17 protein-coding genes are annotated in these 16,071 nt (G+C 59.2%); 9 read left to right on the forward strand and 8 right to left on the reverse strand.

Features of this window, described 5'->3' with window-relative positions:
• The first annotated feature begins 2 nt into the window (after window positions 1-2).
• From AM571_RS29875 to AM571_RS29920, 9 genes are all read left to right on the forward strand, one after another.
• Window positions 3-1,436 (forward strand): family 16 glycosylhydrolase, encoded by a 1,434-nt coding sequence (locus tag AM571_RS29875; RefSeq protein WP_074064591.1) that lies wholly within the window; start codon window positions 3-5, stop codon window positions 1,434-1,436.
• Between the two features lie 161 nt (window positions 1,437-1,597).
• Window positions 1,598-2,548, forward strand: a complete 951-nt coding sequence (locus AM571_RS29880) for a glycoside hydrolase family 25 protein (RefSeq protein WP_074064592.1) — start codon at window positions 1,598-1,600, stop codon at window positions 2,546-2,548.
• A gap of 158 nt (window positions 2,549-2,706) precedes the next feature.
• On the forward strand, window positions 2,707-2,952 hold the full coding sequence (locus AM571_RS29885) for a DUF982 domain-containing protein (protein WP_074064593.1): 246 nt from the start codon (window positions 2,707-2,709) through the stop codon (window positions 2,950-2,952).
• 503 nt (window positions 2,953-3,455) lie between these two features.
• A complete protein-coding gene (gene napE / locus AM571_RS29895) occupies window positions 3,456-3,614 on the forward strand; it encodes a periplasmic nitrate reductase, NapE protein (protein ID WP_155774585.1) in 159 nt (52 codons plus the stop codon).
• Between the two features lie 7 nt (window positions 3,615-3,621).
• Window positions 3,622-4,122 carry a ferredoxin-type protein NapF gene (gene napF, locus AM571_RS29900; protein WP_074064595.1) on the forward strand — a complete coding sequence of 167 codons (501 nt, stop codon included), beginning with the start codon at window positions 3,622-3,624 and terminating at the stop codon, window positions 4,120-4,122.
• A complete protein-coding gene (locus AM571_RS29905; protein WP_074064596.1) occupies window positions 4,115-4,402 on the forward strand; it encodes a chaperone NapD in 288 nt (95 codons plus the stop codon). Before napF ends, AM571_RS29905 begins: the two co-directional genes overlap by 8 nt.
• Window positions 4,377-6,884 (forward strand): periplasmic nitrate reductase subunit alpha, encoded by a 2,508-nt coding sequence (gene napA, locus AM571_RS29910; RefSeq protein ID WP_074064597.1) that lies wholly within the window; start codon window positions 4,377-4,379, stop codon window positions 6,882-6,884. The genes AM571_RS29905 and napA overlap by 26 nt, the downstream gene beginning before the upstream one ends.
• Window positions 6,851-7,357: a nitrate reductase cytochrome c-type subunit gene (locus tag AM571_RS29915; protein ID WP_074064598.1), complete on the forward strand. Its 507-nt coding sequence runs from the start codon at window positions 6,851-6,853 to the stop codon at window positions 7,355-7,357. The genes napA and AM571_RS29915 overlap by 34 nt, the downstream gene beginning before the upstream one ends.
• Before the next feature lie 7 nt (window positions 7,358-7,364).
• Window positions 7,365-8,060 carry a cytochrome c3 family protein gene (locus tag AM571_RS29920; RefSeq protein ID WP_074065661.1) on the forward strand — a complete coding sequence of 232 codons (696 nt, stop codon included), beginning with the start codon at window positions 7,365-7,367 and terminating at the stop codon, window positions 8,058-8,060.
• 33 nt (window positions 8,061-8,093) lie between these two features.
• On the opposite strand, the gene AM571_RS29925 is transcribed toward AM571_RS29920, so the two are convergent.
• From AM571_RS29925 to nosZ, 8 genes are all read right to left on the reverse strand, one after another.
• Window positions 8,094-8,471: a YbaN family protein gene (locus AM571_RS29925; RefSeq protein WP_074064599.1), complete on the reverse strand. Its 378-nt coding sequence runs from the start codon at window positions 8,469-8,471 to the stop codon at window positions 8,094-8,096.
• Window positions 8,472-8,615: 144 nt separating this feature from the next.
• A complete protein-coding gene (locus AM571_RS29930; protein ID WP_074064600.1) occupies window positions 8,616-9,320 on the reverse strand; it encodes a CBS domain-containing protein in 705 nt (234 codons plus the stop codon).
• 175 nt (window positions 9,321-9,495) lie between these two features.
• Complete coding sequence (locus tag AM571_RS29935; RefSeq protein WP_074064601.1) at window positions 9,496-10,500, reverse strand: FAD:protein FMN transferase; 1,005 nt, start codon at window positions 10,498-10,500, stop codon at window positions 9,496-9,498.
• Window positions 10,493-11,050, reverse strand: a complete 558-nt coding sequence (locus AM571_RS29940) for a nitrous oxide reductase accessory protein NosL (RefSeq protein WP_074064602.1) — start codon at window positions 11,048-11,050, stop codon at window positions 10,493-10,495. Before AM571_RS29940 ends, AM571_RS29935 begins: the two co-directional genes overlap by 8 nt.
• Window positions 11,047-11,874, reverse strand: a complete 828-nt coding sequence (locus AM571_RS29945) for an ABC transporter permease (RefSeq protein ID WP_074064603.1) — start codon at window positions 11,872-11,874, stop codon at window positions 11,047-11,049. Before AM571_RS29945 ends, AM571_RS29940 begins: the two co-directional genes overlap by 4 nt.
• On the reverse strand, window positions 11,871-12,785 hold the full coding sequence (locus AM571_RS29950) for an ABC transporter ATP-binding protein (RefSeq protein WP_074064604.1): 915 nt from the start codon (window positions 12,783-12,785) through the stop codon (window positions 11,871-11,873). Before AM571_RS29950 ends, AM571_RS29945 begins: the two co-directional genes overlap by 4 nt.
• A complete protein-coding gene (locus AM571_RS29955) occupies window positions 12,782-14,155 on the reverse strand; it encodes a nitrous oxide reductase family maturation protein NosD (protein WP_420493404.1) in 1,374 nt (457 codons plus the stop codon). The genes AM571_RS29950 and AM571_RS29955 overlap by 4 nt, the downstream gene beginning before the upstream one ends.
• A complete protein-coding gene (gene nosZ / locus AM571_RS29960; RefSeq protein WP_074064605.1) occupies window positions 14,155-16,068 on the reverse strand; it encodes a TAT-dependent nitrous-oxide reductase in 1,914 nt (637 codons plus the stop codon). Before nosZ ends, AM571_RS29955 begins: the two co-directional genes overlap by 1 nt.
• Between the last annotated feature and the right edge of the window lie 3 nt (window positions 16,069-16,071).

The following is a 16,071-nucleotide window of genomic DNA, read 5'->3' on the forward strand; positions in this document are numbered from 1 at the left end:
GTATGGCAAGCTCGGTTACGAACGCCGTTGGTAAATCACTTTTTTATAGCGGTGCATCGAGCGCCTGGTTTTCGGCCAAAGGTTCAGGCCCTGTGTTGAATGGGACGAGCGGCAACGATTCGATCTGGGGCGACGCCTCCGTAAACGTCACCATGCAGGGCGGAACGGGTGATGACATCTATTACCTCTATTCCAGCATCAACCGCGCGGTGGAGGCCCCGAACGCCGGGGTCGATACCATCAGCACCTGGATGAGCTATACGCTTCCTGAAAACTTCGAAAACCTGACCGTCACCGGTAGCGGCCGCTACGCATTTGGCAATGCGGCCGACAATATCATCACCGGTGGATCCGGCAGTCAGACGATAGATGGTCGCGCGGGCAACGATGTCCTTATCGGAGCCGGCGGATCCGACACATTCATCTTCACGCGCGGCAACGGCAGCGACCTTATCGTCGATTTCGCTGTCGACGATACCGTCCGATTGAACAGCTACGGGCTGTCGAGCTTCGATCAGGTGGTAAACCACCTCACACAGGAGGGCGCAAACCTGCGGCTCGATCTCGGTGGCGGAGAAAGTATCGTTTTTGCGAATAAAACCGTCGCCGACCTCAGTGCGAATCAGTTCCAGCTGACGCTCGACCGGTCCGCACTCACGCTTACATTTGCCGATGAATTCAACAGCCTGTCGCTGCGCAACGGCGACCAGGGTGTCTGGGATGCCAAATTCTGGTGGGCGCCCGAAAAGGGCAGCACTCTCTCCGGCAATGGCGAACTCCAGTGGTACATCAACCCGTCCTATGCTGCGACCTCGGCCGTCAATCCCTTCTCCGTCCAGAATGGGGTACTGACCATCACAGCGGCGCCGGCCTCCGAAGCGATCCAATCGCAGATCAACGGCTATGATTATACGTCGGGCCTCTTGAACACCCACTCCTCCTTCGCCCAGACCTACGGCTACTTCGAAATGCGCGCTGATATGCCGACCGAGCAGGGTGCCTGGCCGGCTTTCTGGCTGCTGCCTGAAGATGGCTCATGGCCGCCGGAACTCGACGTCGTCGAAATGCGGGGACAGGATCCGAACACGGTCAACGTGACAGTCCACAGCAACGAGACTGGCTCGCGCACCTCGGTCTTGACGCCGGTCAAGGTTCCGAGCACCGATGGCTTCCACACCTATGGGGTCTTGTGGGACGAAGATCAGATCGTCTGGTATTTCGACGATGTCGCCATTGCCCGTGCCGATACGCCGGCCGACATGCATGATCCAATGTACATGCTGGTAAACCTGGCCGTCGGCGGCACGGCTGGGACACCGGGTGCCGGGTTCGCCGATGGAGCACAGATGAAGATAGACTACATCCATGCCTATTCGCTCGATGACGCCCCGGTCACGGCCAGCTCCCAGTCCGCCACAACCGATTGGCACATATGATCGACGCGGATCTCGGGCGACAGACCTTGTTCCAATCGCTTGGCCGGTGAACGGGTCGGCCACCTTGAGCGCCATGGCCATGGCGCTCAATCATTGGGACGCGTGTTCAGGCCATCTTATTCTTAACATATTATAAACTTGGGATATTCTACCCTGGATCGATGAAGGGGCTCCGAACATCGATTCTCTCCTGCCTATGTCTGCTTGCATTCATCGTTGAAGCAAGGTCTCTGTTTGCGGCGGATGTGTCGCCCTGGAAGAGTCCAAACACTGCGCTGGTCGTCGACGCCTATGAAATGAATGCGATCGATTGGCAGGCCTTGCTCAAGGACGAGCGCGTTGCGGCCTTTATTTCCAAGGCATCCGATGGTCTGCCTGAGAGCTTCCACTGCAAGGGAGAACACCGCGGAGACACGTTTGCGCATTGCAAAACGATGTGGCGGAAATACGCGGTAAGCCGGGAGCTCTATACGAGCCGCCGGATGATTGCCCGACAGAACGACTTACTCTGGGGTGCCTACCATGTCGGTCGGCCGGGCAATCCGATCGACCAGGCCAATCACTTCCTGGACTATGCAACGCCGGGTACGGACGATCTGATGATCCTCGACATCGAGGGAATCGACCCCGATCGGTTCATGTCGCTCGAGGATGCGCAGATCTTTGTAGGGCACATCAGGGCCAGAACCGGACGCTATCCCATCCTTTATACCAACCACGATACGGCACGCTATATTGCCGCATATCGCCGAGACTACAGCGTACTGGCTAGGCTGCCCCTGTGGTATGCGCGTTACAAGCCGGACATCCGCAAGGTCTTCCCGCTCGGCAACTGGCAAAACTATTTTCTGTGGCAGTTTTCTTCCGCCAGCAACTGTTCAAAACGGCGTTGTCCTTATCGCGTGCCGGGCACGCTGACCGACATCGACGTGAACGTCGCAGCGATGTCCAAGGAGGAACTGCGCCGTGCCTGGCCCCAAGGCGATCTCCTGCGCCCTGCCGAGCCCGATCCTCCATTGATCCTTGCAAAGATCGAATTCGGCTCCGTGCCGCTTGAAGCGCCGCAACTTGACCGGATTGTAACGTCTGCGATCTCGCCTGGCCGCCGCTGACGAGCACTTGATCAATCCGTCGCCGGTGGCGTCCGATCGCACCTTCAGGGCCTGCCGAGTAAAGGCGAAACACCCTCTTAACCAAACCAGCCGGAAGTGGGCAGGCCGGGGAACAGTGCTGACGTGAAATCCGTTCCCAGTTCGGGAGGTGCTGCGTCATGAAACAGGCTGCTTGGGATACTCCGATCACTCTTGAGGATCCGGAGACGGGTAATATGCGAACGGTCAGGACCGTTAGGCAAGCCAAGGTGATGCTGGATCGTTTCTGGCCGGCTTATCACGGGAGCCAGTACCGGAAAGCTGAGAAGGTTTGTGACGACGCTCTCAATGGCGGCGATGACGAGACCAAAGCCCGGCAAGCATTCATTGCTGCTGCAATCGAAGCCCACTTTCGTTTGAGCTGACAGAAGGTTCCACGACCGTATGGGCGCCGGCAACCAAGCCGGGCTTAACTTCCGACAAGGACATGTATACTGCCATGGGCAGGCAGTCCGCGGTAGACAAGCGGCTGATGCCTGCGGCAGAACCATCGTGTGGCGCCGGTAGCCTCCTCGAAGCCATAACAGCCCCATTGCGAGCAACGGATCCCGCTTGCATCTTCATGGTCGCAGCAATGGTCCTCATGGACGTTTGCACCGGGCGCTGTCGAGTGTCCTTCAAGACTCATCCTGGCAAACCTTCCAAGAGCGACCTCAATCGCGTCCATTTTCGTATGTGCGATCTCTGGAAATGCACGTCCAATCCTCTAGTTCCTTCCAGGGATCGAAAACGGCCCGCTTTCGCTACCGGACGGTGAAATCTAGATGACAAAGCCCCAATGGGTTTTGATTTTCTGCTCGTATTGATGGCTTGACTGCAATTGAGGAGGTTCGTTCTGTCAGACTCGTCTCCCAACCGACCCCTTTCGATCGACCCTCGTTCCCGGCGGCGTAACGAGTTTCTGACGTTCCTTGTCCTGGCGTTCGGCATTTGGCCGCTGCTCGCAGTCGCCGTTGTTGGCGGCTACGGCTTCCTCGTCTGGATGTTCCAGATCGTATTCGGGCCGCCCGGCCCGCCCGGGCATTGAGATTGCCATGCAAATGGAACCTCTCTCACGGAGGAAGTTTCTCGCGGGCTCGCCGGTGTCCCGGCAAACTCGCATCCCACCGCCTGGCGCCTCCACTGAAAGTCTTGAAGCCTGCACCGGGTGCGGGCTGTGCGCCGAGCGATGTCCCACCGGCATAATCTGTCTGCTCGACGGTTTGCCTTCCATCGATTTCGAATTTGGCGAATGCACCTTTTGCGGCGCGTGCAAGACCGCCTGTCCGGAACCCGTTTTCCAGCCGGAGGCTGCAAAGCGCTTTGCCCATATGGCGGTCGTCACCGATGGCTGTCTGGCGAGGAAAGATATCGCCTGCCAGGCCTGCGGCGAAAGCTGTCCCGAGCAAGCCATCCGTTTCCGTCCGCGCATCGGCGGCCCGTTTCTTCCGGAGCTGAAGGCAGGGATGTGCAGCGGTTGCGGCGCGTGCCTGCAGGTCTGCCCCGTCGGCGCTATCGCTCTTCAGGCACGTGACGGGGAGGCCGCAAATGTCTGAGCCGGTATTGCCCTATCATATTTCAAGCGCCGTAATCGCCACGATACCGGCTCGCACCGAGGGTGTGCTTGCTGCGCTGACAGGGATGGAAAACGTCGAAATCCATGGTCATGCTGGCGGCAAGATCGTCGTCGTCATCGAGGGAACAAGTACAGGAATGCTTGGAGAATGCCTGTCGCGAATCTCGCTTCTGGACGGGGTGATCGCGGCGAACATGGTTTTCGAGCATGTCGAGATGGAGGAGATGCAGAGCGATGACGGGAGAATTGACGCGGCGTGACATTCTCAAGGCCCAGGCCGCCGGCATTGCCGCGGCCGCAGCCGGCATTGTGCTTCCTGCTGCTGCTCAGCCGGTGCCCGGCGGCGTGAGCGCGCTGGAGATAAAATGGTCTAAGGCTCCCTGCCGTTTCTGCGGAACGGGCTGCGGCGTCATGGTCGGCGTCAAGGGGGGGCAGGTGGTTGCCACGCATGGCGACACGCAGGCGGAGGTCAACCGTGGCCTGAACTGCATCAAGGGCTACTTCCTGTCGAAGATCATGTACGGCGAGGACCGGTTGAAAACACCGCTGCTGCGCAAACGCGAAAGCGTCTACGCCAAGGACGGCGAGTTCGAGCCCGTCAGCTGGGACGAGGCCTTCGACGTGATGGCCGAGCAGTGCAAAAGGGTGCTGAAGGAGAAAGGGCCAACGGCGGTCGGCATGTTCGGCTCCGGCCAATGGACGATCTTCGAGGGCTATGCGGCCACGAAGCTGATGCGGGCCGGCTTCCGCTCAAACAATCTCGATCCGAATGCCCGACACTGCATGGCATCGGCAGCCTACGCCTTCATGCGCACCTTCGGCATGGACGAGCCGATGGGGTGCTACGATGATTTCGAAAACGCCGATGCCTTCGTGCTCTGGGGCTCGAACATGGCTGAGATGCATCCGATCCTGTGGACGCGCGTCGCCGATCGCCGCCTAGGCCAACCACATGTCCGCGTGGCCGTACTTTCGACATTCACGCATCGGAGCATGGACCTTGCCGACATTCCGATCATCTTCACGCCCGGCACCGATCTTGCCATCCTCAACTACATCGCCAACCACATTATCACGAGCGGCAAGGTCAACGAGGAATTCGTCCGCAACCACACGATCTTCATGAAGGGCGTGGATAACATCGGCTACGGCCTACGCCCTGAGGATCCGCTGGAACTCAAGGCGCTGAATGCCGGTGATCCAGCCAAAATGGAGCCGATTGATTTCGAGGCGTTCAAGAAGTTCGTCTCAGATTACACGCTCGACAAGACCGCTGAATTGACAGGGGTCGATCCCGGTTTCCTCGAGCAGCTCGCCGAACTCTATGCGGATCCCAACCGGAAGGTCATGTCGCTCTGGACCATGGGCTTTAACCAGCATGTCCGTGGGGTATGGGCCAATCAGATGGTCTATAACCTGCATCTGCTGACTGGAAAAATTTCGGAGCCGGGAAACAGCCCCTTTTCGTTGACCGGCCAGCCGTCAGCCTGCGGCACGGCGCGAGAGGTCGGCACCTTCGCGCACCGCCTGCCCGCCGACATGGTGGTTACCAACCCCGAGCATCGGCATCACGCCGAAGAGCTGTGGAAGCTCCCCGAAGGCCTGCTTCCCGACAAGCCAGGCTATCACGCCGTGCAGCAGGACCGCATGCTCAAAGACGGCAAGCTCAATTTCTATTGGGTGCAGGTCAATAACAATGTCCAGGCAGCGCCCAATACCAAGAATGAGACCTACCAGGGTTACCGCAATCCCGATAACTTCATCGTCGTTTCCGATGCCTATCCGACAATCACGGCAATGAGTGCCGATCTCATCTTGCCCGCAGCCATGTGGGTCGAAAAGGAAGGGGCATACGGCAACGCCGAGCGCAGGACGCATGTCTGGCACCAACTCGTGCAGGCTCCCGGAGAGGCGCGGTCCGATCTCTGGCAGATAACGGAGTTTGCGAAGCGCTTTACCACCGACGAGGTTTGGCCGAAAGAGACTCTGGACAAGCACCCCGACTATCGCGGCAAGACCCTTTTCGACGTCCTGTTCAAAAACGGCCAGGTCGACCGCTTCCCGCTGAGCGAGATCGACCCGAACTACGAAAATAACGAAGCCCGGGAGTTCGGCTTCTACATCCAGAAGGGATTGTTCGAAGAATATGCCTCATTCGGACGTGGACACGGCCACGATCTGGCTCCTTACGACCGATATCACCAGGAACGTGGGTTGCGTTGGCCCGTGGTCAACGGACAGGAAACCAAGTGGCGCTACCGGGAGGGTTACGATCCTTATGTGAAGCCTGGCGAGGGCGTGCGTTTTTATGGGCGGCCGGATGGCAAGGCCGTGATTCTCACCGTGCCGTACGAGCCGCCGGCCGAATCTCCCGACGATGAGTATGATTTCTGGCTGGTGACGGGCAGGGTGCTCGAGCATTGGCACTCCGGCTCGATGACCATGCGCGTGCCGGAACTGTATAAGGCATTCCCCGGCGCTCGCTGTTTCATGAATGCGGACGATGCCCGCAAGCGCGGCATCAATCAGGGCGCCGAAGTCAGGATCGTCTCCCGGCGCGGCGAAATCCGCTCGCGCATCGAAACCCGCGGTCGTAACCGCATGCCCCCGGGCGTCATTTTCGTACCGTGGTTCGACGCCAGCCAACTCATCAACAAGGTTACGCTCGACGCCACCGATCCCATCTCCAAACAGACGGATTTCAAGAAATGCGCAGTCAAGATCGTTCCCGTCGTCTTGTGAGAGGACGGCAAAAATGGCTGCTGCTCGCAGCAGGGCTTGTGCTGTTTGTCACGACGACAGCAATCGCTCAGGTGGTTCAGCAGATGGTGCCGCAACTCGAGGGGCCGACGCCCTCGATGGAAAGCGGCGCCGCCGAACCGTTACCGAAATGGGTCGTCGATGACCAGCGCAAGATGCGCGCTTACCCGGACCAGCCGCCGGTCATCCCGCACTCGATCGAAGGCTACGAACTGTCGGTGAACGCCAACCGGTGCCTGTCGTGCCACAAGCGCGAGTTCACGCAGGATTCCGGCGCTCCGATGATCAGCGTAACCCATTACATGACCCGCGACAGTCAGATGCTCGCGGACGTTTCACCGAGGCGATACTTCTGCACCGCCTGCCACGTGCCACAGGCCGATACCGGCCCCCTCGTGCCCAATCTCTTCAAGGACATGAGCGAATTGGGCTTTAAACCGGCCGGAAGTGAGTAATCAGATGATAGGCCGGATCAAGAAAATCGTTCTTTGGGCCTGGCGGATGTTGAGCACGCCCGCCGCAACCCTCAGTCTCGGCTTCCTGACGCTTGGAGGTTTCATCGGCGGGGTCATCTTCTGGGGCGCGTTCAATACGGCGCTGGAGCTTACCAACACAGAAACGTTCTGCACCTCCTGTCACGAGATGCGTGACAATGTTTATCAGGAACTGACCCGCACCATTCATTTCTCCAACCGTTCCGGCGTTCGCGCATCCTGTCCGGATTGCCACGTGCCGCATCAATGGACAGACAAGATCGCCCGTAAGATGCAGGCGTCCAAGGAGGTATGGGGCAAGATCTTCGGGACGATCAACACTCGGCCAAAGTTTCTGGAAAAACGCCTCGAGCTGGCTCAACATGAATGGGCACGCCTGAAAGCCAATGACAGCCTCGAGTGCCGCAACTGCCATTCATCGACGGCGATGGATCTGCAGAAGCAGGCGCAACGCGCTGCCGATATCCACACCCGTTATCTCTTGTCTGGCAAAGCGACCTGCATCGATTGCCACAAAGGCATCGCACACGAGCTTCCCAATATGGAAGGGATTGATCCGGGATGGAAAATGCCGAAGGAGCTCGAGGGAAAGAAAATGGCGGGCAATTCGCCGATCGACGACCTCGGCCGTGCTTTGGACGAAATTCACGCCGGGGCGTTCTAAGCAAAGGGCCGCGTGACAGTCGTGGGTGGATTTTCAGTATCGCGGTTCAGGCCTGGATGCGACATAGATCGCGGCAGCCGCCATCAGAACTCCAGCGCCAACAACCGCAATTGTTGAAGGTCTGAAAAACACCAGCAGAATGACAAAGCTGCAAACCATCGAGATACAGGCGACAAGCTTATGACGTCGCCGGATTGCCCCTTGGCGGCGCCAATTCCGCAGTGGTTCGCCCAAGCGCGGATGGTCAAGCAGCCAGCGCTCGAAGCGCGGCGAAGAGCGGGAGAATAGAGCAGCGGCAACGATCAGAAACGGTGTTGTCGGAAGCAGCGGCACGAAGAGACCAACAACCCCGATTGCAACGAAACCAAAGCCAAAGGCAGCAAACAGCAACCGCACGGAATGTCCTTTCATCAAGCGGCTTCAGCCATTCGCCTGCTTCAAAGCGCCGATCGACCTGGCTTTTGTCCTATCAGAGAATAGGATTGCAGTGCGCGCGGTTCAACCAACCTTGCCAATATCCGCTGAAAGCCAGACGGCGTGCAAACTCAAAAGACCCTACGGTGCCTGTACGACAATCCCAAAGCTCGGATCAATCCAAGCAAGCTGATCGCGAACCATTTTAACGCCCAGGACATTTTCGGCTGCCACGATCGCCGCACCGCGCTCACGCTCGTCCAGTACCGATCCGCTGAGCGTCACGACGCCATTCTTGACGTTGGCACGGATGAGGCCATTTTTGGACCAGGATTGAGCCGCCAGCTCTTCGGCAATCGCCGCTGCGATGGCTGCGTCGGATAGCGGTTGACCCGCTTCTACCGGCGGTTCGCGAACCAGCGGCTTCAGAAAATCCGAGCGTGTGACGATGCCGACAAGTCGCCCATTCGTCACCACTGGCAGGCGTTTCACCTTCGACCTTTCCATCAGATCGGCCGCTTCTCCAAGCGTGGCGTAGGGCGACACAGTCATCACCGGCGCAGACATGACCTCCTTGACCTTCCGTCCATGCGCCCGGACATATTCCTCGGCAACCTTTCCCGGGCTTGCCAAAAGCGATAGCCACCATGAACGCTGGCGCTCGGTGTCGAGCTCGCTGCGCCGCAGAAGATCGCTTTCGCTGATGAGGCCGACGAGCATGCCTTGCGGCTCGACGATCGGCAGTCCGCTGATGCGATTGGCCAACATCAGATTTGCTGCCTCAGCGACCGTCGCCGTCGATTGGATCGTAATAACCGCCGAAGTCATAATGGTGCTGACGCGCATGGCTGTCCTCCCACCGTTGTTGGTTTCATGCGAGGCAGCTTACAGGGAAGACTGATCCTCGACTTTGAGATGAATCAAAGCTGGCCGCGATGCGCACTTGGTCGGAAGGCGACATGGGCTGCGCCGCATCGACCGCATCCGTGACGGTCGCTGCCAACTTGCAGCCGGCTGCCAGTCAACCGTCCATCCCGAAACGAAGGTGTTCGCCCGACATCGTCACCAAGTCGACGCTCGCCTCGTCGGAAGGGGCGAGCATGTCCGGAATCTGTTGCGGCGCCGCCAAACTCATTGCAGTCGACAGTGCATCTGCCGTAGCAGCCTCCTTGGCGACGACGCTCAAGCGGCGGTAGAGCTGCGGGGCGGTTCCGGTCCGCGGGTCGAGAATATGGCCAAAACGGCCGGATCCGTCGAAGTGGAGACCAGCTGCGCTCGACGTCGCGACGGCTTGGTCGACAATCTCCAGCACGGCATCTGCCTTCAAGCTGTCTTCCTGCGATGCAAGCCCGATACTCCATGGACTGCCATCCGCCTTAGCGCCGACCGCCCGATCCTCGCCCATGTTGACGAGACTGCTGGTGACGCCGGCATTGCGCAGAAGATTGACGACCCGATCGGTTATGAAGCCCTGCGCAACGCCGTTCAATGACATCGCCATGCCGGGGCGGATGAAGGCGATCCGGTCGCGGTTGAACCTGACTCCATCAAAGCCGATGCGCGTCAAGGCCGTTTTCAACTGAGCCGCGGGCGGGCCGGCCGCATCGGCACCCGAGGCCGAGAAATGGTGCGCGTACAGTGCCCAAAGGGGTTGGATTGTCGGATCAAATAGCCCTTTGGTCGTCTCCCAGTAGGTTCGGCACCTTTCGAGCAGTGCGATCATTTCCGTTGGCGGCGCTGCCAGCCCGCCAACGCGGTTGAGCTCGCAGAGCGCAGAATCGCTGCGGTACAGACTGAAAATGGCCTCCAGCCGGTCGACTTCTGCCACCACCTGCGCAATCAGCGTTGCCGCGCGACTGCGATTGTCATCATGGAGGATCAGCGTTGCCTGTGCCCCCAATGCCTGTCCCCTCCATACGACAGCATCCGCTGCTGCGCGGGCAGGTTCGGCCGATCGAACGAGCGGCAAACCCGCGGCTGCGGCAATGATCGCGATGGCGCGTCGGCGGGTAAACAGACTAGCCACTGATCGCGCTCCCTTCCTCATTGTTCGTGCCACCAAGCCCGGTTCCGGTGCTTGTGTCTGCTCCAAAGACGTAGCTCTCGGAAATTTCCTCGAAGAGGACGACCTTGCCGCCGTTTTCTGCCGCGAACGCCGCTGCGGCTTCACGGCTAGAAAACGGCACGGTTTCGGGTGCGCCCATGCCACCGCGCAGGCTGCTGCCGATCACGTAGTGGGCCTGTCGTGCGTCGATCCAGTTATCGTTGCCAGGATGCTCCCAGCTTGGTGCACGGCTCATGTCGGAGACATAGATGGCAGCAATGTCCTTTGGTTCTTCCGGAAGCTTGGTGAATGCCACCGCGTCCCGCGATGATGTGAACCATACGGGCTCGTCACGGCTTTCGAGAATGATCTGCCCCTTGGGTCCCGGATGCTCCAGAACGTTCATGCCGCAGTAGTGATCGACGGCTTCCGGCATCAGCAGCATGGCTGGAGGTGCCGCAGTTTCGGACTTTTCGCAGGCGGCAAGCAGCAGCACCACCGTCATCATCGCGGCAAGATTTGACCGTTTCATAGTTCTCTCCTAGAGAAACGCAGCGCAGCGAGCGCCAATGGCACCAGCGTCCAGAGACCGAGCGTTGAGAGCAGCAGCGTGGGTGTCAGTGTCGCATTTGCGGCGACGCCACTCATGCCGGAGAGCGATCCAGCCCCGCCGGAACTGAGATTGAGGAGACGGTAGGCATCCGTCGGATTGAGCATCAGCAACACGTCGAGCAGCCCGCCTGGAATGCCGTGACCCTTTGTCGCCACGAGCGTGCCAAGCAGCGCCATGTCGTAAAGCATGACGAAGAACAGCCATATGCCGATGGCGATACCGCCCGCCGTGCTGCGCTCGCCAACCGACGCACTCATCAAATAGCCGATGGCGATGAAGACTGCGCCGAGCAATATCGACGAGCCGACCATCGACGCGAAGGCCCACCAGCTGCTGGCGGCGATTGCCGTTCCGGTCGAGGCAAGGGCTGCCGCTGCAGCGCCATAGCCGCAAAGCGTTGCAAAGGCGAGGATCGCGATATGTCCCAGAAATTTGCCGAAGATCACCTGTCGACGCCCGATCGGATAGCTCAGCAGCAACAGCATCGTTCCGCGCTCCATCTCACCGACGATCGCATCATGCGAGAGCAAGAGCGCGATCAACGGCACGAGGAAGATCGTCAGGCTCGAGAGGCTGACAATGACGATGTCGAGCTGGTTGACCCCGACATGTCCGGTCGGCGCGCTGCCAAGGAAAGACAGAGTGAGCGCCAAGGCGGCAAGAAGGATCGTCATGGCCAAGACCCAGCGATTGCGCATTCCCTCCTGAATTTCCTTGCCGGCGATGATCAATATATTCGTCATTGTCTCGTGCCTTGTCCGTTGAGGAAATGCGCATAGAGGTCATCCAGGGTCGGCTCCATGATCGTCAGGTTTGCCACGGCTTGCGGATCGGCCGTGACGCAGGAAAGGGCGGCGATCTTCTCCTCATGATCGATATCCGCCTCAAGCAAGCCGTCCGCCGATCGCGTCCATGGGAAATATCCTGTCGCCCAGTGGTCAGCGCCGGCATCCTGGCTCGGCTTGAATCGAATGCGCGTGGGCAGCCGCGCGATCTGCCGCAGGTCTTCAAGTGTTCCATCGGCAATCTTGAGGCCGCCGTTAACGATGATCACACGGTCGGCCCGATCCTCCAGCTCGGTGAGCGCGTGCGATGACAAAAGGACCGTCGTGCCTTTTGCCCGCAGCTCGGAGACAAGGTCATAGAAATTTCGCCTGAGTGCGGGATCCAGCCCGCTGGTCGGTTCATCAAGCAGCAGGATACGCGGCTCGCCGAGCAAGGCCTGCGCCAGACCCAATCTTTGCCGCATGCCCTTCGAATAGGTGCGGACCTGCCGATCGGCGCTTTCGGCAAGACCAACGCGGTCGAATAGGTCGTGCGTCTTTGCGAGCCGGATCCGCTTGAGACGGGCGTAGAATGTCAAGATCTCGCGGCCCGTGAGCGCGAGATGGAATGACACGCTTTCCGGCAGATAGCCAAGACGGCGTCGCACACCGGTGTTTCCCGTCACCGGGTCTTCGCCCAGAACGCGCACCTTGCCCGATGTCGGCCTGATCAGCCCCAGGATCAGCTTGATGATCGTGGTCTTTCCAGCACCGTTGTGACCGACGAGCGCGATTGTCTCGCCTTCGCCAAGTGACAACGAAATATCGTTGACTGCGGCGAACTTGCCATAGCTTTTGCTCGTTTCCATCAAGCATACCGAAGGTGTCATGGTGTCTTGTCCTTCCTTTCGGGTGGAGCCATCAAGGGCCGGCTATCGACAACGCCGCCGGGCAACAGCGCGGGAAACTGGGATTGCGCCCATCGGATCACCTGGACCGCCGGGCTGCTTGTGAGCACCTTCGCCTGGGGAGAGGTCCATAGAACCTGGTCGATGATATCGTTGGGGCGATAGGGACTGTCGGCCAGGCCGTCGCCATTGAGATCGAAGGCCGGATTGTCGCTCCAATAATTGCCTTGCCCGTTCTTCGACCAATCGAGATAGCGCGTGCCGACATATTTGACCTGGTTTCGATTGGCAATGAAGGCGTTGCCGGTAATGGTATTGCCCTCGGACCCGGCGGTGAAATGAATGCCGATCGAGCAGCCTTCGAAGACATTGTCGGTAAAGGTGTTCTTGTTGGCGTTGTAAATGAAGACGCATTTCTCCGGTCCGAGCCGGCCTCCGGCTTCACCGAACCGGCCGGCAGGCTCGTCGATCTTCGGCAAGTCCTTGTCATCGGACCGTGCGCCTCCCAGCACCCAGCGGTCAGCGGCCTGCAGACGACCGCGGACAACATTTCCGGTGACCGTCGAGCCATTGGCAAAGTTCAGGAGAAGGCCATGATCGCGATCGCCATCCGACAGATTGTTGAAGATCTTCAGGCGGCTGGAAAACATGATCGCATACCCGACAAGGTTGCCGGTCGAGACGTTGCCGCTGATCTCGCTGTCATTGGTATACATGTAATGGATGGCAAAGCGCAGATCGCGAAAGCGGTTGCCCTTAAAGACGTTGCGCTTGCTGGAGTTTGTCGCAATGCCGTCGCGTCCGAAGCTGATGTCGTTGTCGACGACCTGAGCGCCGGGTGCGTTCCACAATGTCACGCCATTGCCTGCCTCACTCATACGGCCGGCATTCATTCCGATGATATGATTACCGCGCGCCGTCGATTGCGCCGCGCCATGAAGGTAGATGCCCGTCAGATTGCCGATGATCCGGTTGTTTTCGATGAGCGCGCCCTGTGCCGAGGCGGCGACGAATACGCCTGAATCCATTGCAGCGAGATCACTGCCGGAGCCGCGGATTTCCAGCCCACGCACAACTGTGCCCGGAGCGGTCACCGTCACCACGCTGCCCTTGCCGGAGCCTAGCAGTACGGCGCCAGCTTCAGCTTCAAGTGTCACCGGCGTGTTAACACTCAACGGTCCTTCATACTTGCCCGGCGTCAGCCGGATGACGTCACCTGCGGACGCGGCGTCGAGTACTGACTGAAGGGCGAAGGCCTGCTCGCGGCCGACGATGTGTTCGGCCGCAGCAGCCGGGATGGCGGCCATAGCGGCCGCCATCCCGGTGATCCCGATGTTCAGCAGATGCCGCATCACGCCTGCTTCGGCTCGACGAACATACGGCCCTTCATTTCCATGTGCATGGCATGGCAGAACCAGGAGCAGTAGTACCACCATACGCCTGGCCGATCGGCCTTGAAAGTCACCGACGCCGTCGCCTGGGGGCCAACTTCCATGTTGATGCCGTAGTTGACGATGGCAAATCCATGCGTCAGGTCTTCGACATCATCGATATTGGTCACATAGACAGTGACCTCATCGCCTTCCATGACGCTGAAGCTCTCCAGACCGAATGCCGGCGCTGCCGACGTCATGTAAACGCGCACCTTGTTTCCGTCGCGGATCACCTGCGAGTCCGACAGGAGGTCGATGTTGTCGGCCATTGCCTGTTTGACAGCATCGGCGAAGAACGGATCATCGCGATTCCACGTGCTGACCGGGTTGATCTTGGAATTATGGACGATCGTCGCATCATGTGGCTCGGCGAATGTCGGATTGTCGTGGACCAGAACCATCCGATCGCCGGAAATGTCGATCAGCTGATCATTTTCCGGCTTCAACGGTCCGACGTTGAGATACCGGTCCTTGGAGAACTTGTTCAGCGAGATCAGCCATTTGCCATCAGCTTCCTTGGTCTGACCCATGGAGGTGTGATTGTGGCCCGGCTGATACTGGACGTCGAGCTTCTGGCGTATCGGATCGACCTTGTCGCCCTTGTAGGCGCGCTTGGCGTCCTCGATGTTCCACTTGCACACCTGGCTGTCGATGAAGAGCGTCGTGTAGGCGTTGCCCTTACCGTCATAGGCGGTGTGAAGCGGGCCAAGGCCGAGCTGCGGCTCGGCAACGACGGTGTCACGCGGCTTGATCTTGTCGGCAAACAGGTCTTCGAACTTGCGAACGTCGAAGACCGTAACAGTCGGCGACAGCTTGCCGTTGGCCACCAGATGGATGCCGTCAGGAGCGGTGTTCATGCCATGCGGGCTGTTGGAGACGGGGATGTAACGGGTATAGGGAGAGCCGTGGCGACCATTGAGCACCGGTACGCCGCCCATTTCCTTGAACTCTCCCTTCGCAACGGCCTCTTCGATGCGCTTGAGGTCGAAGACGACGACCCAATCCTGCTCACTGGCCATCATTTCTGGAAGGTTGACGCCTTCCTCCGAGTTGTAGCAAGTGGCAAAGGCATACTTACCCTGATAGTCGGCATCGACGTTATCGAGATTGCCATCGACCGAAATTTGCCAGGCAACCTTCATTGTCTCGCCGTCGACGGCAGTGAAGATCGCGTGATACTGCTTGTGGTCGTCGAGCACCTTACCGTCGTTCGGAATTGGAACGCGGTCTTCCCCATTGCAGAACACGTAGCCGGTTTTCGGATATTTCTGCACACGCAGGCCGTGGACCGTGTGCTGGTTCGGCAATTGAATGATCTTGTCGCATTTCATCACGTCGAGACGAATGCGGCAGACACGGGTATTGGCCTTGTCGTTGGCAAAAAGGTAGCGCCCGTCATAAGTGCCGTCGGTGAAGGAGGGATGAGGATGGTGCAGGTCGCCGTTCAGATAAACGCCTCCGCGCTCGCCGAGGAATTCCACGGTTTCAGGCAGCAGGCCCTCCGTCAGGACCTTTCGACTTTCATTGGTGAGACCCCAACCCGTCGCGCTGCAGCGATTGAAGACGGGAATGCGCATGAGCTCTCGCATCGAGGGCATGCCGACGACGCGGATTTCCCCCGAGTGACCGCCCGACACGAAGACGTAGTATTCATCGAGTTCGCCGGGCTTGACCTCATACGCGAGGCCGTCGGCGGCAAGCGCCGGTGTCGCCATGGCGCCCGACATCGTCAGCGCACCACCCACACTTGCGGCACCTGCCGCTGCGGCAAAGGCCGTCGTTCCCAAAAGCTGGCGCCGGTTGAGGCGCGGTTGTTTATCATCAATTGCCACTTC

The organism is Rhizobium etli 8C-3, from assembly GCF_001908375.1.
Lineage (GTDB): Bacteria > Pseudomonadota > Alphaproteobacteria > Rhizobiales > Rhizobiaceae > Rhizobium > Rhizobium etli_B.

Excerpts from the sequence above, each read along its gene's own strand:
- AM571_RS29955 (WP_420493404.1), bottom strand. The coding sequence starts at position 14,155 with ATGCGGCATCTGCTGAACATCGGGATCACCGGGATGGCGGCCGCTATG.
- AM571_RS29885 (WP_074064593.1), top strand. The coding sequence starts at position 2,707 with ATGAAACAGGCTGCTTGGGATACTCCGATCACTCTTGAGGATCCGGAG.
- AM571_RS29945 (WP_074064603.1), bottom strand. The coding sequence starts at position 11,874 with ATGACGAATATATTGATCATCGCCGGCAAGGAAATTCAGGAGGGAATG.
- napA (WP_074064597.1), top strand. The coding sequence starts at position 4,377 with ATGACGGGAGAATTGACGCGGCGTGACATTCTCAAGGCCCAGGCCGCC.
- AM571_RS29950 (WP_074064604.1), bottom strand. The coding sequence starts at position 12,785 with ATGACACCTTCGGTATGCTTGATGGAAACGAGCAAAAGCTATGGCAAG.
- AM571_RS29940 (WP_074064602.1), bottom strand. The coding sequence starts at position 11,050 with ATGAAACGGTCAAATCTTGCCGCGATGATGACGGTGGTGCTGCTGCTT.
- AM571_RS29905 (WP_074064596.1), top strand. The coding sequence starts at position 4,115 with ATGTCTGAGCCGGTATTGCCCTATCATATTTCAAGCGCCGTAATCGCC.
- AM571_RS29875 (WP_074064591.1), top strand. The coding sequence starts at position 3 with ATGGCAAGCTCGGTTACGAACGCCGTTGGTAAATCACTTTTTTATAGC.
- napF (WP_074064595.1), top strand. The coding sequence starts at position 3,622 with ATGCAAATGGAACCTCTCTCACGGAGGAAGTTTCTCGCGGGCTCGCCG.
- AM571_RS29880 (WP_074064592.1), top strand. The coding sequence starts at position 1,598 with ATGAAGGGGCTCCGAACATCGATTCTCTCCTGCCTATGTCTGCTTGCA.
- AM571_RS29915 (WP_074064598.1), top strand. The coding sequence starts at position 6,851 with ATGCGCAGTCAAGATCGTTCCCGTCGTCTTGTGAGAGGACGGCAAAAA.
- AM571_RS29930 (WP_074064600.1), bottom strand. The coding sequence starts at position 9,320 with ATGCGCGTCAGCACCATTATGACTTCGGCGGTTATTACGATCCAATCG.
- AM571_RS29925 (WP_074064599.1), bottom strand. The coding sequence starts at position 8,471 with ATGAAAGGACATTCCGTGCGGTTGCTGTTTGCTGCCTTTGGCTTTGGT.